The sequence below is a fragment of the Brevundimonas sp. LF-1 genome (genome assembly GCF_037055305.1).
Lineage (GTDB): Bacteria > Pseudomonadota > Alphaproteobacteria > Caulobacterales > Caulobacteraceae > Brevundimonas > Brevundimonas sanguinis.
On record NZ_CP146349.1, the window covers coordinates 829583 to 850948 of the forward strand.

Genomic DNA, 21366 nt, shown 5'->3' on the forward strand with positions numbered 1-21366 from the left:
CTTCGCCTGTCTCAATCACCCATAGCAGAATGCGGCCCCGCCTCCGTTGTTTCGGAAACAGGCCCGCCGCCGCTCAAACCCTAAGGCTCTCCATCCGGGGCGTCGCCCCGGTCGTCCTCTGCGCCGTGTTCGGGCCCCGCCCGGTTCCAGCTCTGGGGACAGAGAGGTCGAAATCCCGCCAACCGCTGAACCTCCAGGGTCCAGCGATCAGCCCGCCCGCCTTGCAGCAGGACGGCGTGTATCGCATTTTCCAGCCCAAGGGCCAAACTCAAATCGTCCGCGCTGAAAGCCCCGCAGATTTCGGGGGCGGGCGAGGCGTGTCTGGAGAGGGCCAGAAGCTTGCCGCGCCCGTCGGCCGAGCCGTCGGCGGCTTCGATCAGCCATGCGGCGCGGCCGCTGCGGATCGCCGCAGCGCATTTCTCGAAGCCAGAGATAAGCACGCCTTCGCGCCGGGCAAGGCCCAGTTGGTCCAGACAGCGCCGAACCAAGAGCTTTTCGACCAGATCGGGCAGGTCGGCGGCGAGTTTCAGCGGCGCCTTGGCGGCGCGCGCGAACAGGTTCTTCTTGATCGCCGCCTCCAGAGAGGCGCGGTCGGCGGCGACCCACAGGCCCCGGCCCGGCAGCTTGCGCGCCAGATCGGGGACCACCGCGCCGTCCGGGTCGGCCACGAAACGGATCAGGCGAGATTCATCGAGGGCCTGGCGCGACGCCAGGTCCTGACGATCCCTATCGATCAACGTCTCGGACGACCTCATGGACAGCTGCGGCTCCCATCACATGTCGCGGGACTGGTCGTCGAGGTCGACGGCGGCGGCTTGCGCCTCACCGTCGTCGCTCGCGTCGGCGGCCGGGGCGTCTTCGCCCTCGCCGTCGAGGTCGCCATCGAACTCGCCCTCGAACGTCTCTTCCTCGACGTACTCAGGCTGGGGCAGTTCCGAAGCGTCGATCCAGCCGGCGGCCACGCGCGCCTGCAGGATCAGCATTTCGGCGTCTTCCTGGCTCAGGTTGAAGCTTTCCAGCACGCCGGCGACCTTGACCCGCTCGCCGCCGCGCACTTCGTAGCCGCCGCGGATTTCGTCGGTGGCCAGATCGGCCAGATCCTCGACCGTCTTCACTCCGCCTTCGCCCAGGGCGACGGCGATGGCGGCGGTCACGCCCGGAACCTCAAGCACGCCGTCTTCGACGCCCAGGGCCACGCGCTTGGCGTCCAGCTCGGCCGCCAGACGATCCAGGTGCTCGCGGGCGCGGGTCTGCAGTTCTTCGGCGGTGTCCTCGTCGAAGCCTTCGATCTCCGCGATCTCGTAAGGCTCGACAAAGGCCAGATCTTCGACCGTGGCGAAGCCTTCGGTGACCAGCAGCTGGGCGATCGTCTCGTCCACGTCCAGGGCTTCCTGGAACAGGGTGGTCCGCTCGGCGAACTCGCGCTGGCGACGCTCGCTGTCTTGAGACTCGGTGATGATGTCGATCTGCCAGCCGGTCAGCTGCGAGGCCAGGCGCACGTTCTGGCCGCGACGGCCGATGGCCAGCGACAGCTGTTCGTCCGGCACCACAACCTCGACGCGGTCGGCCTCTTCGTCCAGCACCACCTTGGCCACTTCGGCCGGGGCCAGGGCGTTGACGATGAAGGTCGGCTCGTCGTCGACCCACGGAATGATGTCGATCTTCTCGCCCTGCAGTTCGGCCACGACCGCCTGCACGCGCGAGCCGCGCATGCCGACGCAGGCGCCGACCGGATCGATCGAGCTGTCGTTCGACAGCACGGCCATCTTGGCGCGCGAACCGGCGTCGCGGGCGGCGGCGCGGATCTCGATCACGCCGTCATAGACTTCCGGCACTTCCTGAGCGAACAGCTTGGCCATGAAGCCGGGGTGGGCGCGCGACAGCATGACCTGCGGGCCCTTGGCTTCCGGGCGCACGTCATAGATGTAGGTGCGGACGCGGTCGCCGATGTTGAACACTTCGCGCGGGATCGACTGGTCGCGGCGCATGATGCCTTCGCCACGACCCAGGTCGACGATGGTGTTGCCGTATTCGACGCGCTTGACCGTGCCGTTGACGATCTCGCCGACGCGGTCCTTGAACTCTTCGTACTGGTTGGCGCGCTCGGCCTCGCGGACCTTTCCGGTCACGACCTGGCGGGCCATCTGCGTCTGGACCCGGCCAAACTCGAACGGCGGCAGGACCTCGACGTATTCCTTGCCGACCTCGGCCTCGGCGTCGCGCTTCACAGCGTCGCGCAGACGCACCATGGCGCTGTCGTTGAACTCTTCCAGCTCGTCTTCGGGCTGCCAGTCGTCGGCGACGATGGTGACGTGACGCGTCAGGGTCAGCTCGCCGGTCTTGTGGTCGATCTTGGCGCGGATGTCGTGGTGCGCGCCGTAACGCGACTTGGCGCCCTTCTGGATCGCCTCCTCGATCGCGTCGATGACGATTTCCCGGTCAATGCTCTTCTCGCGCGCGACGGCGTCGGCGATGGAGAGCAGTTCCAGGCGGTTGGCGGAGATTCCGGTCACGGCCATCAGGCGTCGTCCTTGGTGGAGTCTTGAGTGGAGTCGGAGTTGTCGTCCGGCGCGCCCTCAGGCAGGCCATCGTCTTCAGGTTCGCCGCGCGCCGCGCGGGGCGCCGCGCTTCAGCAGTTCGTCGGTCAGCACCAGCTTGGCGTCGGCCAGCCAGGCGAAGGGGATCAAGGCGGTCTCGTCCTCGCCGTCCAGATCGATGGCGACGTTCTCGCCCTCGGTTCCGGCGACAATGCCCTTGAAGCGCTTGCGCCCCTCGACCATGCGGTCGGTCTCGAGGCGGGCCTCATAGCCCTCGAACAGGCTGAAATCGATCAGGCGGGTCAGCGGCCGGTCGATGCCGGGCGAAGAGACTTCCAGCAGGTACTCGCCCGCGATCGGATCGGCGGCGTCCAGCACCTCGGACACGGCGCGCGACAGGCGGGCGCACTCCTCGACCGAGATGTCATGGTCCGCCTGGCGCTCGGCCATGATCTGCAGACGACGACGCAGCGTCCCGCCCATCAGGCGCACGCGCACGACCGCCAGCCCCAGGCTCTCGGCCACGGGGTCGATCAGCTCAAGCAGAGCACGGTCTTCGGCGGTCTTGGCCCGCAAACGGCTACTCCAGAAAACAAAAGCGACGGTCCATCCGGGCCGCCGCTTGAAACGACGCCGTTGGACGTCGGTCTAACGATGTGAGCGGTCATATAGGCCAAAGCGGGGGCCGTGTCAGCCCCTTGTCGCCCTCGCGGCCTTCGACATCCCGCGATAGAGCGCCCCTGCGACGAATCCAGCTAGGACGATGCAGAGCGGCACGGCCCATGAGCCGCTCCCTCCTAGCAACGCCGGACCGTCTTCACTGAGCAGCAGCGTGGCCCAGGGCGCGAACCACCCAACACCCAGGTTCATTCCGCCCATAGCCAACGAGACAGCCACATAGGCCGAGGCCGCCAAGCCGCCGGCCGCCCCCATGCAGGCCATGGCGCCCTCGACAGAAAGCGCCCGCCCAGGGCGCAGCCCACGCTCCCGAACAGCAGCGTTGGCAGGAAGCCGTAAAACAGCGCCAACATCCACCCGAGCGGGGACAGCATCACCGAGGCCTCCGCGCTACCCGCCAGACGCCCCGCCAGGCCGTAGAAGATTGCCGACAACACCGGAGCGAGCACGACGCAGAGCAAAAGCTGGGGCCAATGAGGATCGGCTTTTTCGGTAATCGACCCTCCCTCGCCCATCGCTTCAGCCTTTCTGGAACTCCAGGAAAATCGGATCGGTGTCGCCCAGCTTCTTTTCCTCATAGCGGGTGACGACGTGGTCTTCGGGCGCGGCGAACCAGTCGGCGCCCGTCTCGAGGCGCGTCAGGCCCGGCGTGCGCGCCAGCCGCTCCAGCGCCCAGTCGGCGTAGTCCAGCCAGTCGGTGACGAAGCGAACCTTGCCGCCCGGCTTCAGCAGGCGGGCGATCTCCACCGCCGTCTCGTCCTGCAGGAAGCGGCGCTTGTTGTGGCGCGCCTTGTGCCAGGGGTCGGGGAAGAGGATCATCACCCGGTCCAGCGAGGCGTCCGGCAGGGCCGTCATCACCGCGCGGGCGTCGTCGGCGTGCAGGCGGACATTCTGAAGCCCGCCTTCCTCGACATGCCTCAGGGCCGAGGCGACGCCGTTCAGGAAGGGTTCGCAGCCGATCATCACCGCCTCGGGATGACGCGCCGCCTGGGCCGCCAGATGCTCCCCGCCGCCGAAACCGATCTCCAGCCACGCCGCCTTCGCGCCTGGCATCAGGGCCAGGGGGTCGATCGGCCCCTTGGCCGGGTCCGGCACGGCGATGCGTGGCATCAGGGTGTCGAACAGGGCCGCCTGCTTCGCCTTGATCGGCCGCGACTTGATGCGCCCGAAGGAGCGCAGCGGGCCATGCGCCTTGGCCCACTCGGGGCGCTCGGCGTCGGACGGCTTGGGATCGGTCTCGTCGGTCATGGCGCGCGCTCTAGCGGCTAATGCCCGCGCACGCAAAGCCCCCTCGGTGCGGAAGGTTCAGCCCCACGGGCCGCGCGGCGGCGATGCACGACCGTCATCGGTCGTGGGCACGCTGGTCCCCCGGACCGGCGCGGCGGAGGGCGAAGGCGCCACGAAGGCCGCCGCCGGGCGCGTCCTCATGCCCATCTTCGCCCCCAGCTCCATCAGGGCGCGGACGCGGTTGCCGGTGGCCGGGTGGGTCGAGAACAGATTGTCCGCGCCCTTGCCGTTCAGCGGATTGATGATGAACATATGGGCCGTGGCCGGATTGCGCTCGGCCGGGGCGTTCACTGCGCCGCGCGCATAGGCCTCGATCTTCTGCAGGGCCGAGGCCAGGGCCTGGGGGTCGTTGGCGATCTCGGCGCCGACGCGGTCGGCCTCGTATTCGCGGGCGCGGCTGATCGCCATCTGCACCAGACCCGCCGCCATCGGCGCCAGCAGCATCAGGGCGATGGTCCCGATCATCCCGCCGGGCCGCTCGCGGTCGTCCCCGCCGCCGAAGAACAGGGTGAAGTTGGCCAGCATGGCGATGGCGCCCGCCACCGTCGCCGTGACCGTCATGGTCAGGGTGTCGCGGTTCTTCACATGGGCCAACTCGTGCGCCATCACCCCGCGGATCTCCTCGCGCGTCAGCATGTCCAGCAGGCCCGTCGTCGCCGCCACCGCCGCGTTCTGAGGGTTGCGTCCCGTGGCGAAGGCGTTGGGCTGATCGTTCGGAATGATGGTGATGTTGGGCGGGGGCAGGCCGGCGTCCTGCGCCATCTGCTTCACATCGGCGACATAGGCGCGCACCACGGCGTTAGGATGGGTCTCGTCCACCGGCTGGGCGCGGTACATCTTCAGGACGATCTTGTCGGCGTTCCAGTAGCTGAACAGGTTCATCCCCGCCGCCACGGCCAGGGCGATCGCCATGCCCGTGGCGCCGCCGATCAGATAGCCGATCCCCATGAACAGGGCGGTCATCACGGCCAGCAGGGCGAATGTCTTCAGGTGGTTCATGCGAGCGTTCGAGCGAGCTAACGGGCTTCAGGGGTGGCGTGTTCGGCCGGAACGTCTATTTGAGCCCCAGTATCCCCGCTCTCAAGGCAGGCGACCTGTGACCGAACAGCCCACCCCCGACCGAAACCTCTGCCGAGGACGTCTTCAACGCCGACGTGCCCTACGCCACGCCGGACCGCCCGCTAAGCGAGGCCGCGCGCCGCGCCCTGCTGGAAGCGGCCGAACGCCGCGCCGCCGAAGACGACGCCGCCTTGCCCAACGAAGTCGGCGGCCGCAAAGGGCCCGAGCCGACCCGCTTCGGCGATTGGGAGAAGAAGGGCCTCGCGGTGGACTTTTAGGGCGCTGCCGCTCGCCGCACGGCGGCTCGCTGCTTGAGTTTTTAGTGCGCTACCGCTCGCCGCACGGCGGCTCGCTGCTTGAGTTTTTAGTGCGCTACCGCTCGCCGCACGGCGGCTCGCTGCTTGAGCTGACTTAAGACGCCATCTTTCGCGACGAGGGCGCGCTTGCTGCTTGAGTCGGCGACCGCGCTGTCGCCCAGTCTGCGGCTGCCCCAACCCGCGCTGGTTCCCTTGACGGGAGAATAATGAACGCTCCGACGAGATCCGCATTAACCTTTGCGGCCGAAACAAGGAGCGCAGCCATGAAGGCTCTATTCTACGCCGCCGCCGGCGCGGCGATGCTGATCGCCGGCGCCGCCGAGGCCCATCAGGCCGGCGCCCGCTATAACGCCGCCGCAGGCTACGCCCGCGGTCCCGTGGTTCAGAGCCGCGCCCAGACCTGGTACAGCGACACCGGCTGGCAGGGCGGCTACGGCCCCGTCGAGAGCTACGGCTATGGGTACGGCTACGGCGGCCGGGTGCGGCCGCCCGTCGTGGTCGCTCCGTCGCAACCGCCGATCCAGCAGGGAGGCTATGGCTATTCCGGCGTCACCCGCTCCATGCCCTTCGGCTATCCGGTCGACGGCTACGGCCGCTATCCGTGGGCGCGCTATGGCTATGGCGGCTATGGCGGCCAATACAGCGGCGGTCAGTACGGTGGCGGCTATCAGCAGCAGGGCTATTATCAGGGCGGTTACAGCCAGGATTGCGGCCGCTGCGGCCCGCCGCCTCAACCCGTGCATTACCGCTCCGAGCCGATCTACGTCAGCCAGCCGCCCGTCTATGTTTCGCAGCCGCCCGTCTATGTGGAGTCGCCGCCGATCTATGTGCAGCCGGCCCCGGTCTACGTCGAACCGGCCCGCGTCCACGTCGCCCCGCCGCCGGTCCATGTCGCCGCCGCTGACGTGCGCGTCGCCCCGGCCCAGGTCGAAGTGGCCCGGCCCGACGTCTATGTCGAACCGCCGCGCGTCGAGACGGCCCCGCCGGTCGTGAACTTCGATCAGGGCTACTACGCCGTGCCGCCGGCCCCGCCGTCTGCGCCGTCGCCGACCGAGCGGCCCTACCGCCAGGAACGCGGCGAGCGCGGCTGATCACGAAAAAGGGCGGCGTCTGCGGACGCCGCCCTTTCTGTTTCACGTGAAGCACGATCCCCTTCGGGATCAGTCCTCTAACCATCAGACCAGCGCAATCTCCTGCGTAATCGCCTGAGCCGCCGCGCGCGGATCGGCGACGGCCGTGATCGGGCGTCCGATGACCAGATGGGTCGCCCCGGCCTCTAGCGCGCTGACCGGGGTCGCCGCGCGCGCCTGATCGTCCATCGCCGCCCCGGCAGGCCGCACGCCCGGGGTGACGATCAAGAAGTCCTCGCTGCCGCCCTCGACTGCAATCCGCCGCGCCCGGCCCGCCTCATGCGGGCTGGAGACGACGCCGTGGACGCCCGCCTCCAGCGCCTGGCGCACCCGCAGCTCCACCAGTTCGGCGGCCGACAGGCTGTGATCGTCCGCCCTCAGATCGTCGTCGGTCAGGCTGGTCAGGACGGTCACGCCCAAGATCTTCAGGTCCGAGCCTGCCGCGCCGCGCGCCGCCGCCGCCATCACCTGCGGCCGGGCGTGGACGGTCAGCAGATCGCAACCCGCATGGGCCAGCGCCGCCGTCGCCTTCTCCACCGTCGCGCCGATATCGTGCAGCTTCCAGTCGAGGAACACCTGGGCGCCGGACGCCTTCAACTCGCGCGCCAGCGCCATGCCGTCTGAGGCGAACAGCTGAAGCCCCACCTTGTAAAAGCCCACCGCATCGCCGATCCGCTCAACCAAAGCCCGCGCCTCATCGGTCGTCGGCACGTCCAGGGCGCAGATCACGCGCGGATCGAAAGGACGATTGGGTCGGTCTGCGGACATTTCCAGCTCTCGGCGGCTTGCAGGCGCGCGCGGATGCCCCGATAGGTGGGGCAAGGAGTCGCGGTCGCGCGGCGGGTTTTAAGGGCGGGATGGAGCAATGAACGCGGTCGATCTGGGGGTCAACCTGTTCGTGGCGCTGTTCGCCCTGCTGGACCCCATCGGCAATGTGCCGATCTTCGCGGCGGCCACGGCGGGCGCCTCCTGCGTCAGCGGATCAGCGTCTCGGCCATGATCTGCCTGTTCGCCGTGGTCTTCCTCGGCTTCTTCTTCTTCACTGGCCTGGGCCTGCTGCAGTTCTTCGGCATTTCGCTGGCGGCCTTCCGCATCGCAGGCGGGATCCTGCTGCTGTTGCTCGGTCTGGACATGGCGCGCGAGGACTTCCTCGCCATCTTCGCCGACGCCGACGCCGCGACCGACGCCAAGGACGTGCGCGGCTACGCCAAGCGCCGCTTCAAGCGGCTGATCGTGCCGTTCGCCATTCCGCTGATGATCGGGCCCGGCGCCATCTCGGCCGTGATCATCAACGCCGGCGAGGCGGCCAAGCTGGGCCTGGTCGGCACCGTCTCCTCCCTGGTCGCCATGATCGCCGCCTGCGTGGTCACCTTCCTGTGCTTCTCGGCCACGGGGCCGATCAGCCGCATCCTCGGCGACGTGGGCATGGCCATTGTGGTGCGGGTGCTGGGCCTGATCCTGTGCGCCCTGGCGATCCAGTTCATTCTGATGGGTCTGGGCGAGGCTCTGCCGGGCATGTTCAGCGCCGGCGTCACCGCCCCCTATCCGGCGGGCGGCCAGTAGCCGCTAGAGGCGGTCCAGCCGCCTGGCGTGGCCGCCGACCATCTTCAACGCCATCGTGTCGGGCAGCATTCCGCCCAGGGCCGCCAGCACATTGTTCATCATGCCCGGCGTCACGCGCGGGCGGTTCGCCTCGACCGCGTCCCAACCGATGCGCGCGACGCGATCGGCGTCCATCCACATCCACTTCGGATAGGCGGCCGAGACCTGCTCGCGCGAGCCGTTGACGTCGTGGAACTCGGTATAGGTGTAGCCGGGGCACAGGGCGGTGACGTGCACGCCCGTCCCCTGCATCTCCAGCCACAACCCTTGCGACGCCTTGATCAGGAAGCTCTTGATCGGGCCGTAAAGGGTGTCGCCGCCGGTCGCGGGCATCTGCCCGGCCAGGGAGGCGACGTTCAGCACCCGGCCCCATCCGCGCGCGGCCATGCCCGGCAGCAGCAGACGCGACAGTTCGACCGGCGCGCTCAGCATGACGCGGATCATGGCGGCGTGGTCGACCGGGTCGGTGCTCAGAAAGCCGGTGGTGCGGCTGAAGCCTGCGTTGTTGATCAGGCCGTCGACGGCCAGGCCCCGCGCCGCGATCGTCTCGACCAGACGGCCGGGCGCGTCAGGGTCAGCCAGATCAGCCGGAAGGACGGCGATCGCGACGCCGTACGCAGCGCCCAGTTCCTCGGCCAGGCTCTGCAGCGGCCCTTCGCGACGGGCGGTCAGGATCAGGTCGTATCCGCGCCCGGCGCAGACGCGGGCCAGCGCCGCCCCTATGCCCGCCGAGGCGCCGGTGATCAGAACGGTGCGGCGCCCTCCCCACGGACGGCCCGTCAGGCTGCGTCGGCGTTGGGACAGGACGGATGCGGGGCGAAGGCGCGTAGCACCTCGGGATCTTCTTCCAGCAGGTCGGCGATGGTGATCTTCGACAGGGCCGCGCCCGCCGCCTGATCCGCCGCCGTCAGAGCCTTGGCCACCTGACGCGGAATATGTTCGCCGATCGGGCAGCCCTTAGCCCCTGCAGGCGGAGAGCCCAGATGGGCGCAACCGTTCACCGCCCGCAGCACCTCGTCCAGACAGATGGTCTCAGGCCGCCGCAGCAGCCACGACCCGCCCGAGGCGCCCGGACGCGTCGCGATCAGCCCCGCCTTGGCCAGCAGGGCGGTCACCCGGCGGATGACCACCGGATTGGTCGGCACCGAAGCGGCCAGGACGGCGCTCGGCTCGGCCTCGGTCGCCGCATAGGCGCCCTTGTGGGCCAGATAGGCCAGGGCGTGGGCGGCGACGGGAAAACGTTGGCTGTCAGACATCAGTGTTCATGCTCCAGACCGATAGGTAGGCCTTCCGCACCCGTTTCACAAATCAATCTGCAATAATAACTGTTCCAAATAGCGACCGCCGCCCGCCTACTCAGGTCGCGCCGCCGCGACGGCCGCCCGCACGGCGGCGCGCCATCCTGTCAGCAGACGCGCTCTTTCCGCTGGCTCCATGCGCGGCGTCCAGACGGCGGGCGACTCAGCAGGCGCGGTCCACAGCGCGGACGTCAGGCCGACGCCATAGGCCGCCAGCCGCGCCGCCCCCATGGCTGTCATTTCCTGAAAGGCCGGGCGCTCGACCTCGACCTCGCAGATGTCGGCGACGAACTGCATGGCGAAGGCGTTGGCGGTGACCCCGCCGTCGACCTTGAGCCGTTTCAGCGGCGGCGCGCCGTCCTTCTTCAAGGCGTCCAGCAGGTCGCGGGTCTGGTAGGCCAGGCTCTCCAGCGCCGCGCGGACCATATGCGCCGGGCCGCTGTCGCGCGTCAGACCGACGATGGTGCCGCGCGCCTCCGGCTCCCACCACGGCGCGCCCAATCCAGTAAAGCCGGGGACCAGATAGACCCCGCCGTTGTCCGTCAGCGACTGGGCCACGGCCTCGGACTGGCGCGATCCGACAGCACCTTCAGCCCGTCGCGCAGCCATTGGATCGCCGACCCGGCCGAGAAGATGGACCCCTCCAGCGCATAGGCCGCCTCCCCGCCCGCCGCGTAGCCTAGCGTGCCGAGCAGCCGCGAGGTCGAGGCCACCGGCGCCGCGCCGACATTGGCGACCAGGAAGGCGCCGGTGCCGTAGGTGATCTTGGCGTCGCCCGGCTTCAGCGCCCCGTGGCCGACCAGAGCCGCCTGCTGGTCCCCCGCCGCGCCGTGGATCGGCAGGGCGCGCCCGAACAGAGCCGGATCGGTCTGGCCCAACAGGGAGTCGCAGTCCCTGATCTCGGGCAGGGCCTCGATCGGCACGTTGAAGAGGTCGCACAGGTCTGGACGCCAGGCGCGCGTCGTCAGGTCCATCAGGCTGGTGCGGCTGGCGTTGGTGGCGTCGGTGACGTGGCTCTTGCCGCCCGTCAGCTTCCAGATCAGCCAGGCGTCGATGGTGCCCAGCTTGACCTCGCCCCGCGCCGCCCGCTCGCGCGCGCCGGGCACGGCGTCCAGCAGCCAGGCGTATTTCGACGCCGAAAAATAGGGATCGAGGATCAGGCCCGTCGCCGCCTGGACCATCGCCTCATGCCCTGCCGCCGCCAGCTTGCCCGTCGCCTCGGCCGTACGCCGGTCCTGCCAGACGATGGCGCGATGCAAGGGCTCGCCCGTCGCCGCGTCCCAGATCACCGCCGTCTCGCGCTGGTTGGTGATGCCGATGGCGGCGAAACGGCCGACGCCGCCCGCCTTCCTGACCACCTCGCGACAGGTCTGCAGCGTCGCGCGCCAGATCTCGGCCGCGTCATGCTCGACCCAGCCCGACTGCGGAAAGTGCTGCGCCAACTCGATCTGGCTGACGGCGACGGCGCTGAACGCGCCGTCTTTCTTTGCGCCTATCGGGCTTCGCCCTGCTTGAGGCGCATCTGCCTTTGCGCCTATCGGGCCTTGCCCTACTTGAGGCTGTGACACTTCAAACGCGATCGCCCGCGTCGAGGTCGTGCCTTGGTCGATGGCGAGGATCATGTTCGCATGCATGATGGCACTTATGCAGAGCCCGCGTCCGCGCGTAAGAGGGAACCATGCATACGCCCAGCATCGAAGGCGTCGTCGACGCCGCCCGCCAGATCGCTCCCGCCGCCGTTCGCACGCCGCTGATTGAGCATCCGGCCCTGAACGAGGCCGTCGGCGGGCGGGTGCTGCTGAAGGCGGAGACGCTGCAGGTCGCGGGCGCCTTCAAGTTCCGCGGGGCCTATAACCGCATCAGCCGACTGACCGACGAAGAGAAGACGCGCGGCGTCGTGGCTTATTCTTCGGGCAACCACGCCCAAGGGGTCGCGGCCGCCGCCAAGGCCGTCGGGACCCGCGCCCTGATCGTCATGCCGTCCGACAGCCCGGCGGTGAAGGTCGAGGGTGCGCGCCTTTGGCGGCGAGGTGCGTTTCTACGACCGCTGGACCGAAAGCCGCGAGGCCATCGGCACCGAGATCGCGGCCGAGCGCGGCTGCGTCCTCGTCCCGCCCTTCGACGATCCCTTCGTCATCGAGGGTCAGGGCACGGTCGGGCTGGAGATGCTGGAGCAAGCGGGCGCGCCGATGGACCAGCTGCTGTGCGGCGCCTCGGGCGGCGGACTGATCGCCGGGATCAATCTGGTCATGGCCGAACAGAGCCCGGACACCCGCGTCATCGTGGTCGAGCCGGAGGCCTTCGACGACACTCGCCGCTCGCTGACGACCGGGATGCGCGTCGGCCATCCTGAGGGCGCGCCGTCGATCTGCGACGCCCTGATGGCGCCCATGCCGGGTGAACTGACCTTCCCCATCAACCAACGCCTGTCGGGCGCGGCGACCGTCACCGACGCCGAGGTCGCCGAGGCCATGCGCTTCGCCTTCCGCTGGCTGAAGCTGGTCATCGAACCGGGCGGCGCCGTGTCTCTGGCCGCGCTTCTGTCGGGCAAGGTCGCGGGCGAGGGCCTGACCACCGGCGTCGTCCTGTCCGGCGGCAACGTCGACCCCGGCCTGTTCAGCGCCGTCATCGAGGGGCGGTTCGGGGGATGACCTCGCTGGCGCGGGCGGGGAGATAGCGGCTAAGCTGACGCCCGTCTCTAAGGGGAGCGTCATCCATGACCAAGGCCAGCGAACTTCAATCCATGATCGATCAGGACGTCGGCGTCAGCCGCTGGTTCGACCTGGATCAGGCGCGCGTCGACGCCTTCGCTAGCCTGACCGAGGACGAGCAGTTCATCCACGTCGATCCCGAACGCGCCAAGGCGACCCCTTGGCGGGACCATCGCGCATGGCTTTCTGACCCTCAGCCTCGCCTCGGCGATGAGCATGGAGGCCGTCGCCCCGCTGGATGATCTGGTCATGTCCGTCAATTACGGCTTCGACCGCCTGCGCTTCCTCGCCCCGGCGCCGTCGGGATCGCGCGTGCGCGGCCGCTTCAAACTGCTGTCAGCGGAAGACAAGGGCGCCGGCCGTTGGCTGCTGAAGCACGAACTGACCATCGAGATCGAAGGCGGCGACAAGCCCGCCCTGATCGCCGAATGGCTGACCATGCATGTGGTGAAGACCTAACCTTCCCGCTCATCCCGGCGGACGCCGGGATCCAGTCCTTTGGCCTCAGCCGCCATGCTTGCAGCTCTCACTGGGCCCCGGCGTCCGCCGGGGTGAGCGGAAATGTATGTGCGCCTTATTCCCCCAGACACCTCAGCGCCACCTCCAGGTTGCGCAGGCCGTCCTCGCCCGAAACCGCCGCCGTCTCGCCGGTGCGGATGGCGTGGAGGAAGGCCTCGTGCTCCTTCTTGAGCGGTTCGGCGGGCCAGGAATTCAGCATCCGCGTCGAGTAGGAGCCGTCCGGCTGCTGGCCGAAATACTCGGTCACCTGGCGGGTGATCAGATCGGCGACGATGAAGCGGCTCTTGGTCGCGACCTGCAGCACGCGGGTCTTGTAGGGCGTGACCCAGTTGGTGGTGATGTGGGCGATCACCCCGTTTTCCATGCGGAACTGCAGCAGCGCCGAGTCCTCGCGCGAGGCGTGGGTATGGCCCAGCAAGGACTGGACCTCGGTCATCTCCGAGCCCGTCAGGTGGCGGATGATGTCGATGTCGTGCACCGCCAGATCGATGACCACCCCGACCTCGCCCATGCGCGGCGGGAAGGGGCCGACGCGGGTGATCTGGATGGAGATGATCTCGTCGCCGTCGATGGCGCGCTTGACCGTCTCGACCGCCGGGTTGAAGCGCTCGACATGGCCGACCATCAGCACGCGGTTGTTCGACTTGGCCGCGTCGATCATGGCCTGAGCGTCGGCCACCGTGGCCGCGATCGGCTTTTCGACCAGCACATGGACCCCCGCGTTTAGCAGGGCCACGCCCAGTTCGGCGTGATAGCGGTTCGGCGTGGCGATGACGGCGGCGTCCAGACCGGCGGCCACGAAGGCCTCGGCGGTCGTCACGGCGGTCGCCCCATAGGCGGCGGCTACGCCCTCGGCCGTCACGGCGTCGGGGTCGAACACCGTCGTCAGCTCGACGTCGCGCAGTTCGGCCAGCACGCGGGCGTGGTTGCGGCCCATGACGCCGGCGCCGGCGACGCCGATCTTGAGGGGGTCTGGTGGATGGTCATGCGGATCAGGCCTTGAAGCTGGCGACGGCGGCGATGATGCGGTCCTGCGTCTGTGCGTCGAGGTCGGAGTGCATCGGCAGGCTGATCACCACGTCCTTCAGCCGCTCGGTGACGGGCAGGCCCCCAGCGCCGCGCGGGAAATGCTCATAGGCGGGCTGCAGGTGCAGCGGGATCGGATAATAGACCGCCGTCGGCACGCCCTGATCCTTCAGGTGCGCGGCCAGGGCGTCGCGGTCGGAGTGCTCGACCGTATACTGCGCCCAGTTGGAGACGTTGCCCGCGGGGACGTCCGGAACCTTGGCGACGTGGGGGCGCAGGCCCTCGTTGTAGCGGGCGGCGGCGGCGTTGCGCCACTCGATCTCCTGGCCGAAGACCTTCAGCTTCTCGATCAGGACGGCGGCCTGGATGGTGTCCAGACGGCTGTTCAAGCCGATGCGCATGTTCAGATATTTGGGGTCGTGCTCGAAGGTCCGGTCCTTCAGGTCGACCGCCACCGCCTTGCCGTGGACGCGGATGGAATCCATCAGCTGTGCCAGATCGTCGTCGTTGGTCAGCACCGCCCCGCCGTCGCCGTAGCAGCCCAGCGGCTTGGCCGGGAAGAAGCTGGTGGTGGTCACGTCGGCCCATTTCAGCGGGTGCGCGCCGTCGATCATGCAGCCGAAGCCCTGGGCCGAGTCCGAGATCAGTTTCAGATCATATTTGTCGCAGATCGCCTTGATGGCCGGATAGTCGGCCGGCTGGCCGAACAGGTCGACGGCGATGACCACGCGCGGCGTCAGACGGCCCTCGGCCTTGATGCCCTCGATGGCGCGCTCCAGGGCGGCCGGGTCCATGTTGTAGGTGTTTTCATCCACGTCGACGAAGACCGGCTCGGCGTCGAACCAGGGCACGACCTCGGCGGTGGCGGCGAAGGTGAAGCTGGGGACAAAGACTGCGTCGCCGCGCCCGATCCCCCAAGCCATCAGCGGCAGGGCCAGGGCGTCGGTGCCGTTGGCGCAGCCCAGGGCGTGCTTGGCCTTTCCGAAGGCGGCCAGGTCGGCCTCGAACTGGCGCACCTGCGGACCCATGACCCAGGCGCCGCCGACCACGGCCTCCTGGACGGCGGCCTCGATCTTGCCGGCGAGGCGAAGGCGCTGGGCCTGGAGGTCGATGAAGGGAATGGTCATTGCGATGTCGCTCTCTCGATAGGGCCGGCGCGGCGGGGGATCGTCTTCCGGGGCGCGGACGCGAAGGCGGGTCGTCTGTGTCAGGCTGCGTCCTACCAAAGCGCCGGGGTGCTGAACAAACCCTCCGGGGTCACTTCGCGTTGCGCGATGCAACGAAGGGGCGGCTTGGCAAAGCCATGGGCGCCGCCTAATCCGGGATCATGCGCTTCGACCCCGCCGCCAAGGAACAGGTTCGCGACTGGCTGTTCGGCCAGGCTCTGCCGCTGTGGGCGCGAGCCGGGGTCGACGCCGACGGGCGCTTCTATGAGAAGCTGGATTTCAGCGGGCGGGCCGTCACCGGCGCTCCGCGTCGCACACGGGTTCAGGCGCGCCAGATCCATGTCTTCGCCGAGGCGTCGGCGCTGGGCTGGAGCGAGGGCGAGGCCATCGCCCGCGCCGGACTGGACGCCCTGATCGACGGCGCCCGGCGCGACGACGGCCTGTGGGTGCGCGCCACGGACGATGCGGGCGCGGTCATCGACGCCACGCCCGACCTGTATGACCTGGCCTTCGTGCTGTTCGCCCTGGCCGGGGCGCATCGGGTGCTGAAGGACAAGCGGGCGCGGCCTCTGGCGCTGGAGACCCTGACCGCCATAGAGGCCCAGATGGCCGACCGGGAACACGGCGGCTGGCAGGAGGCGCTGCCGCCCGTCCTGCCCCGCCGCCAGAACCCGCACATGCATATGCTGGAGGCCCTGCTGGCCTGGCAGGCGACCGCGCCTGATCCTGCGTTCGAGACGGCGGCGCGGTCGGTGCTGGACCTGTTCAACCGCCGCTTCTTCGACCGCGAGCATCTGATGCTGGGCGAGTTCTATGGGCGCGACTGGAGCATCCGTCCCGGGTCCGAAGGCCAGTGCATCGAGCCCGGCCATCACATGGAATGGGTCTGGCTGCTGGACCGGGCGGCGCGCCTCGGCCTCCCGGATCACGGCCCAGCGGCGCGCGCGCTTTACACCAGCGCCCTGACCTGCGGGGTTCGCGCCGATGGCCTGGCCGTGCGCGAGATCGATCGGATCGGACGGGTCCGCGACGGCGGCGTGCGCCTGTGGGCCCAGACCGAACTGCTGCGGGCCCTGCATCTGCGCGGCGATCACGACCGAGCGGCCCGTCTGGTCGACCGCCTGTTCGAAACGCACCTGGCGACGCCGCGCGCCGGCCTGTGGTTCGACGCCTTTGACGCCGACGGCCGGGCGCAGGACGCGGCCGTCCCCGCCTCGACCTTCTATCATCTGATGACGGCCTTCTCGGCCCTGCTGACGGAGCCATCATGAGCCGACCCATGAAACGTCCAGGGGCCTTTCTGGATCGCGACGGCGTGCTGATCGTCGACAGCGGCTATCCGCATCGGCCCGACCAGCTGGTGCTGATCCCCGGCGCCGCCGAGGCGGTGAAGCGCCTGAACGACGCGGGCTATGTCGCCGTCATCGTCACCAACCAGTCCGGCGTGGCGCGCGGCATGTTCAGCGAAGAGACCATGCATGAGTTCAACTGCCAGCTGATCCAGCGGCTCGCCGAGGGCGGCGGGCGCATCGACGCCGTCTACGCCTGTCCCTTTCACGCTGAGGCGGCGGATGAGCGCTATCGCCACCCCGACCACCCCGACCGCAAACCCAATCCGGGCATGTTGCTGAAAGCCGCCGCCGAGCATGATCTGGACCTGTCCCGCTCGCTGATGATCGGCGACCAGCCGTCGGACATGGAGGCGGCGCGGCGCGCCGGCGTGCCGGGCTATCGCTTCACCGAGGGCGACCTGGATCAATTCGTGCGCGATCTGCTGCCCGGCTGATCGCTATTCCGCATCCGATGAATTAACGTCGTCCGCCGTAGATTGACTGTTCGGAGACGCCCCATGTCGATGACCACCCCGTTGGCCGACCGCTATGTCGAGCGCCGCTGGACTTCGCCCGACGGCCTCAGCCTCTACGCCCGCGACTACGCCCCGGCCGAGGGGCCAGCCCGCCTGCCGGTCATCGCCATCCACGGCCTGACGCGCAACAGCGCCGATTTCGGCGTCATCGCCGGGCTGATCGCGCACAGCGGGCGCCGCGTCCTGGCCGTCGACGTGCGTGGGCGCGGTCGGTCGGACCGGGCGCCCGACCCCATGACCTACACGCCGGACGTCTACGCCAAGGACGTCGTCGCCCTGATGGAGCAGACGGGGATCGAGAAGGCGGTCTTCCTCGGCACCTCGATGGGCGGGCTGATCACCATGGCGCTGACGGCGCTGAAGCCCAAAGCCATCGCCGCCGCCATCCTGAACGACGTCGGCCCCGAAGTCGCCGCCGAGGGCCTGGCCCGCATCGCCGCCTATACCGGCCAGCCGGTCGTGATCGACAACTGGGACGACGCTGCAGCCTACGCCCGACGCATCAATGAGGCGGCCTTTCCCGATTATACGGATGCGGATTGGGCCGCCTTCTCGCGCCGAATCTTCCGCGAGGGGACCGAAGGCGCGCCGGTGCTGGACTACGATCCCGACATCGCAGCGCCGTTCAAGGCGGCCGGGTCCAAGGCCCTGGTCCCCAACCTGTGGCCATCGTTCCGGGCTCTGGCGCGCAAAAAGCCGACCCTGCTGGTGCGCGGCGGAACCTCGGACCTGCTCAGCCCCGCCATCGTCGATAAGATGAAGAAGGCCGCGCCCAGCCTCGCCTACGCCGAGATCCCCGGCGTGGGCCACGCCCCCATGCTGGACGAACCCGAGGCGCGGGCGGCTATCTTCGAGTTTCTGGCGGGGGTGGGCTGAGGCACCCCTCGTCATCCCGGCCGCAGCGGAGCGGAGAGCCGGGATGACGAGCTCGGGCCTTAAGTAGCGCAAAGCGCGATAGGCCCGCTTACAACGAGCCTCAAGTAGGGCGAATGCGCGGTAGGCCTCTTAAATCAAGCCTTCTTGACGAACTCCGTGCGCAGGACCAGGCCGCGCACCTTTTCGACGTTGGCTTCGATTTCGTCAGGATCGGCGGTCAGGCGGATGTTCTTGACCATCGTGCCGCGCTTCAGCGTCACCCCGCCCGAGCCCTTGACCTTCAGATCTTTGATCAGGGTCACGCTGTCGCCGTCCGACAGGATGTTGCCGTTGGAGTCCTTGGTGACGTCGTCGCTCATGATCAGTCCTGCCTGCAATAGAGAGAAGGCCGCCGCTTCCACGACGGCCCGTCCCCTATGGGCCTATTCGCCCTGCCGCGCCTGGGCAAGGGCGATGCGCGCCTGAAGCTGCTCATCCTGAGCCGTGGCGGCGGAAATGGCGTTGAAGCGCTCGATCTCGAGGCCCGAGTTCTGGATGGCCGCCGCCATCTGAGCCTGCTGCTTCTCATTGGGCTGGGCGCCGTTCAGGGCGCGGGCGATGCCAGAGATTTCAGCCATGGCGGCGGCGAACTGACTGATTTCGGCGTCCGTCACGCCAGCGCCTACCGAGCCGGGCGCGGACGGAGCGGCGCCAGCCACGGCGGCGCGCGCCTGCAGGACCGGATCCGCCGAGACGGCGGCCGAGATGGCGTTGAAGCGCTCGACGGCCAGGCCCGAGTTCTGCACGGCGGCGGCCATCTGGGCTTGTTGCTCCTCGGTGGGCGTTCCGTTCTGGACGGAGGCGGCCACGCTCGAGACCGTCTTCATGGCGGCGGCGAACTGGGCCAGTTCGGCGTCGGTGGGCTCGCCCGCGGGCGCGGGCGCGGCGGCGGGCGCCGGTTCAGCGGCGTCCTGCGCCAGAGCGGGCGCGGCGGTCAGAAACAGGGCGGCCAGAATGGCGGTCGGGGCGGCGGCCGTTGCAAAACGCATGGCGTATCCTTCTCCAGTCCCGAACGCTCAGCCCCTAGGCTGACCCGGACAGGTCCGGGCTCTCCCGCACGACCGGGCTATGTCAGTCTCACAGAGGGCGGGGAGGTCGAAACGCTAACCTGCGTGATGCAGGCGGGTAAACCCCGAAACGGCGCTTTCAACCCTCAGGCGTATTGGCGTCCAGTTCGTCCAGCCACACCCGCGCTGAGGAATCCGACGGCGCGCGCCAGTCGCCACGGGGCGACAGCGACCCGCCGGTGACCACCTTCGGCCCGTTCGGCACGGCCGAGCGCTTGAACTGGCTGGTCTGGAAGAAGCGGACCAGGAACTTGCGCAGCCAGCCCTTGATGGTCGGCAGGTCATAGGCGACCCGCTCGCCCTGCGGCAGGCCGACCGGCCAGCGTCCCGTCGCCGCGTCGCCCCAGGCCTGATGCGCCAGGAAGGCGACCTTAGACGGCTTGAAGCCGAAGCGGCTGATGTAGAACAGGAAGAAGTCGTTCAGCGCGTAGGGACCGACGATGCTCTGCGTCGACTGGATCGCCCCGTCGGCCCGCTGGCACCAGCTCGGGCGAGATCTCGGTAGCCAGAATGGCGTGCAGGGTCGGCGTCGCGGCCTCGCCCACCAGACCGCGCTCGGCCACCCAACGGATCAGGTGCTGGATCAGGGTCTTCGCCACCCCGCCGTTGACGTTGTAGTGGCTCATGTGGTCGCCGACGCCATAGGTGCACCACCCCAGCGCCAGTTCCGACAGGTCGCCGGTGCCCAGAACGAAGCCGTGGTTCTGATTGGCCAGCCGGAACAGATAGTCGGTGCGCAGGCCCGCCTGCACGTTCTCAAAGGTGATGTCGTGCACCGGCTCGCCGTTCGAGAAGGCATGGCCGATGTCGCGCAGCATCTGTTCGGCGGCGGGCCGGATGTCGATCTCGGCGCCCGTCACGCCCAGCGCCGTCATCAACTTCCAGGCGTTGGACTTGGTCCCCTCGGACGTGGCGAAACCGGGCATGGTGAAGGCCAGAATGCCCGTGCGCGGCAGCTCGAGCCGGTCAAAGGCGCGACAGGCGACCAGCAGGGCTTGGGTCGAATCCAGCCCGCCCGAGACGCCGATCACCAGGGTCTTGGACCCCGTCGCCGTCATCCGCCGCATCAGCCCCTGGACCTGGATGTTGAAGGCCTCGAAGCAGTCCTGATCCAGCCGCGCCGCATCGTCCGGCACGAAGGGGAAGCGGTCCAGCGGGCGGATCAGTGCGTCGGCCGGCCCTCCCCGCCTCGAACGGAACCACCGTCGCGGCCTCGCCCTCGATCCGGGCGCAGTCGGCGAAGGTGCCGTTGCGTAAGCGGTCCAGACCGATGCGGTCCACGTCCACATCGGCGATCGTCAGATGGCTATGCATCGCGAACCGCTCGCCCTCGGCCAGCCGCGCGCCCAGCTCATGGATGGTCGCCTGACCGTCCCACGCCAGATCGGTGGTGCTTTCACCCCAGCCCGAGGCGGCGAAGACATAGGCCGACAGGGTGCGCGCCGACTGGCTGGCGCACAGCAGGGCGCGCTCGTCGGCCTTGCCGATGACGATGTTGGAGGCCGACAGGTTGCACAGGATGCGCGCGCCTGCGAGCGCCGCCCGCGTCGACGGCGGCAGCGGCGCCCAGAAGTCCTCGCAGACCTCGACGGCGAAGACGAAGCCCGGCCGGTTGGTCGCCTCAAAGATCAGGCCCGGGGCGAAGTCGACACGCTCGCCATTGAGGACGATGGCGTCCTCGCTACGGCTGGCGGCGGGCGCGAACCAGCGCTTCTCATAGTATTCGCGATAGTTGGGCAGATAGGTCTTCGGCACCACGCCCAGCACCTCGCCCCCGCCCAGTACGACGGCGCAGTTGAACAGGGCGTCGCCGTTGCGGATCGGCGCGCCGATCACGGCGATCACGCCCGCCTCGTCCGCGACCGCCGCCAGACGGGCGATCTGGCGCTCGACCTCGTCCAGCAGGGCCGCCTGCAGGTGCAGGTCGTCGATGGCGTAGGCGCTCAGCGACAGTTCGGGGAAGACCAGCAGGTCCACGCCCTTCTCGCCCGCCTGACGGATCAGCCGTTCATGCTCCTCGGCGTTGGCGGCCGGGTCGGCGATATGAACCACCGGGGTGGCGGCGGCGACCCGCACGAAGCCGTGGCGGCGCGGGGCGTGGAAGGAACTGTTCGAGGCCATCAATCCATCCGCTCATCCCGGCGGACGCCGGGATCCAGTGAGAGCCGCGAGACGCGGCGTCCGATC

The 21366-nt window shown here is 68.9% G+C and carries 18 protein-coding genes and 5 pseudogenes; 8 read left to right on the forward strand and 15 right to left on the reverse strand.

All coding sequences use genetic code 11. The features are described from left to right. Positions 1–80: 80 nt before the first annotated feature. From V8F63_RS04390 to htpX, 5 genes and pseudogenes are all read right to left on the reverse strand, one after another. Positions 81–755 (reverse strand): RNA-binding protein, encoded by a 675-nt coding sequence (locus V8F63_RS04390; protein ID WP_392354617.1) that lies wholly within the window; start codon positions 753–755, stop codon positions 81–83. A gap of 18 nt (positions 756–773) precedes the next feature. Continuing rightward, positions 774–2519 (reverse strand): transcription termination factor NusA, encoded by a 1746-nt coding sequence (gene nusA / locus V8F63_RS04395; RefSeq protein ID WP_278070079.1) that lies wholly within the window; start codon positions 2517–2519, stop codon positions 774–776. Next, positions 2519–3113: pseudogene (gene rimP / locus V8F63_RS04400) on the reverse strand (ribosome maturation factor RimP). The gene nusA and the pseudogene rimP overlap by 1 nt, the downstream one beginning before the upstream one ends. Positions 3114–3734: 621 nt before the next feature. Then, positions 3735–4463, reverse strand: a complete 729-nt coding sequence (gene trmB / locus V8F63_RS04405; protein WP_392354618.1) for a tRNA (guanosine(46)-N7)-methyltransferase TrmB — start codon at positions 4461–4463, stop codon at positions 3735–3737. A 57-nt stretch (positions 4464–4520) separates the two neighbouring features. Next, positions 4521–5501, reverse strand: a complete 981-nt coding sequence (gene htpX / locus V8F63_RS04410) for a zinc metalloprotease HtpX (protein WP_392354619.1) — start codon at positions 5499–5501, stop codon at positions 4521–4523. A gap of 155 nt (positions 5502–5656) precedes the next feature. Between htpX and V8F63_RS04415 the strand changes: the two genes are divergently transcribed. Both V8F63_RS04415 and V8F63_RS04420 read left to right on the forward strand, forming a co-directional pair. Further along, positions 5657–5839: a DUF1674 domain-containing protein gene (locus V8F63_RS04415; RefSeq protein WP_392354620.1), complete on the forward strand. Its 183-nt coding sequence runs from the start codon at positions 5657–5659 to the stop codon at positions 5837–5839. Positions 5840–6141: 302 nt separating this feature from the next. After that, a complete protein-coding gene (locus V8F63_RS04420; protein WP_392354621.1) occupies positions 6142–6969 on the forward strand; it encodes a hypothetical protein in 828 nt (275 codons plus the stop codon). 84 nt (positions 6970–7053) lie between these two features. On the opposite strand, the gene pyrF is transcribed toward V8F63_RS04420, so the two are convergent. Continuing rightward, positions 7054–7776: an orotidine-5'-phosphate decarboxylase gene (pyrF, locus tag V8F63_RS04425; RefSeq protein ID WP_303683933.1), complete on the reverse strand. Its 723-nt coding sequence runs from the start codon at positions 7774–7776 to the stop codon at positions 7054–7056. A gap of 97 nt (positions 7777–7873) precedes the next feature. On the opposite strand from pyrF, the pseudogene V8F63_RS04430 reads away from it, so the two are divergent. After that, positions 7874–8571: pseudogene (locus V8F63_RS04430) on the forward strand (MarC family protein). 3 nt (positions 8572–8574) lie between these two features. Here V8F63_RS04430 and V8F63_RS04435 read toward each other — a convergent pair. The 4 genes from V8F63_RS04435 to V8F63_RS04450 all read right to left on the reverse strand — a co-directional run bounded on the left by V8F63_RS04435 (position 8575) and on the right by V8F63_RS04450 (position 11350). Next, the gene (locus tag V8F63_RS04435) at positions 8575–9393 is read right to left on the reverse strand and encodes an SDR family oxidoreductase (RefSeq protein WP_392355027.1); all 819 of its coding nucleotides are present in this window, start codon (positions 9391–9393) and stop codon (positions 8575–8577) included. Next, positions 9390–9866, reverse strand: a complete 477-nt coding sequence (locus V8F63_RS04440; RefSeq protein ID WP_024354298.1) for an Rrf2 family transcriptional regulator — start codon at positions 9864–9866, stop codon at positions 9390–9392. The genes V8F63_RS04435 and V8F63_RS04440 overlap by 4 nt, the downstream gene beginning before the upstream one ends. A gap of 96 nt (positions 9867–9962) precedes the next feature. Continuing rightward, positions 9963–10466 carry an FGGY-family carbohydrate kinase gene (locus tag V8F63_RS04445; RefSeq protein WP_392354622.1) on the reverse strand — a complete coding sequence of 168 codons (504 nt, stop codon included), beginning with the start codon at positions 10464–10466 and terminating at the stop codon, positions 9963–9965. After that, entirely contained in the window at positions 10451–11350 is a 900-nt protein-coding gene (locus V8F63_RS04450) for an FGGY family carbohydrate kinase (protein ID WP_392354623.1), read from the reverse strand. Before V8F63_RS04450 ends, V8F63_RS04445 begins: the two co-directional genes overlap by 16 nt. Before the next feature lie 236 nt (positions 11351–11586). Between V8F63_RS04450 and V8F63_RS04455 the strand changes: the two are divergent. Then, positions 11587–12559, forward strand: a pseudogene (locus V8F63_RS04455) (threonine/serine dehydratase). 92 nt (positions 12560–12651) lie between these two features. Next, a pseudogene (locus tag V8F63_RS04460) lies at positions 12652–13078 on the forward strand (MaoC family dehydratase). A 115-nt stretch (positions 13079–13193) separates the two neighbouring features. Here the strand turns inward: V8F63_RS04460 and V8F63_RS04465 are convergent. Both V8F63_RS04465 and V8F63_RS04470 read right to left on the reverse strand, forming a co-directional pair. Continuing rightward, positions 13194–14075: a Gfo/Idh/MocA family oxidoreductase gene (locus V8F63_RS04465; RefSeq protein WP_392354624.1), complete on the reverse strand. Its 882-nt coding sequence runs from the start codon at positions 14073–14075 to the stop codon at positions 13194–13196. A 55-nt stretch (positions 14076–14130) separates the two neighbouring features. Next, complete coding sequence (locus V8F63_RS04470; RefSeq protein WP_392354625.1) at positions 14131–15291, reverse strand: DegT/DnrJ/EryC1/StrS aminotransferase family protein; 1161 nt, start codon at positions 15289–15291, stop codon at positions 14131–14133. Between the two features lie 200 nt (positions 15292–15491). On the opposite strand from V8F63_RS04470, the gene V8F63_RS04475 reads away from it, so the two are divergent. From V8F63_RS04475 to V8F63_RS04485, 3 genes are all read left to right on the forward strand, one after another. Beyond that, positions 15492–16601, forward strand: a complete 1110-nt coding sequence (locus V8F63_RS04475) for an AGE family epimerase/isomerase (protein ID WP_392354626.1) — start codon at positions 15492–15494, stop codon at positions 16599–16601. 8 nt (positions 16602–16609) lie between these two features. After that, entirely contained in the window at positions 16610–17116 is a 507-nt protein-coding gene (locus tag V8F63_RS04480) for an HAD family hydrolase (RefSeq protein ID WP_392354627.1), read from the forward strand. Between the two features lie 63 nt (positions 17117–17179). Further along, positions 17180–18073 carry an alpha/beta fold hydrolase gene (locus V8F63_RS04485; protein WP_134581919.1) on the forward strand — a complete coding sequence of 298 codons (894 nt, stop codon included), beginning with the start codon at positions 17180–17182 and terminating at the stop codon, positions 18071–18073. 134 nt (positions 18074–18207) lie between these two features. Here the strand turns inward: V8F63_RS04485 and V8F63_RS04490 are convergent, their stop codons facing one another. The 3 genes and pseudogenes from V8F63_RS04490 to V8F63_RS04500 all read right to left on the reverse strand — a co-directional run bounded on the left by V8F63_RS04490 (position 18208) and on the right by V8F63_RS04500 (position 21300). Further along, complete coding sequence (locus tag V8F63_RS04490; protein WP_392354628.1) at positions 18208–18432, reverse strand: alkylphosphonate utilization protein; 225 nt, start codon at positions 18430–18432, stop codon at positions 18208–18210. Positions 18433–18495: 63 nt separating this feature from the next. Then, the gene (locus V8F63_RS04495; protein WP_392354629.1) at positions 18496–19101 is read right to left on the reverse strand and encodes a DUF4168 domain-containing protein; all 606 of its coding nucleotides are present in this window, start codon (positions 19099–19101) and stop codon (positions 18496–18498) included. 157 nt (positions 19102–19258) lie between these two features. Next, positions 19259–21300, reverse strand: a pseudogene (locus tag V8F63_RS04500) (NAD(+) synthase). Positions 21301–21366: the final 66 nt, after the last annotated feature.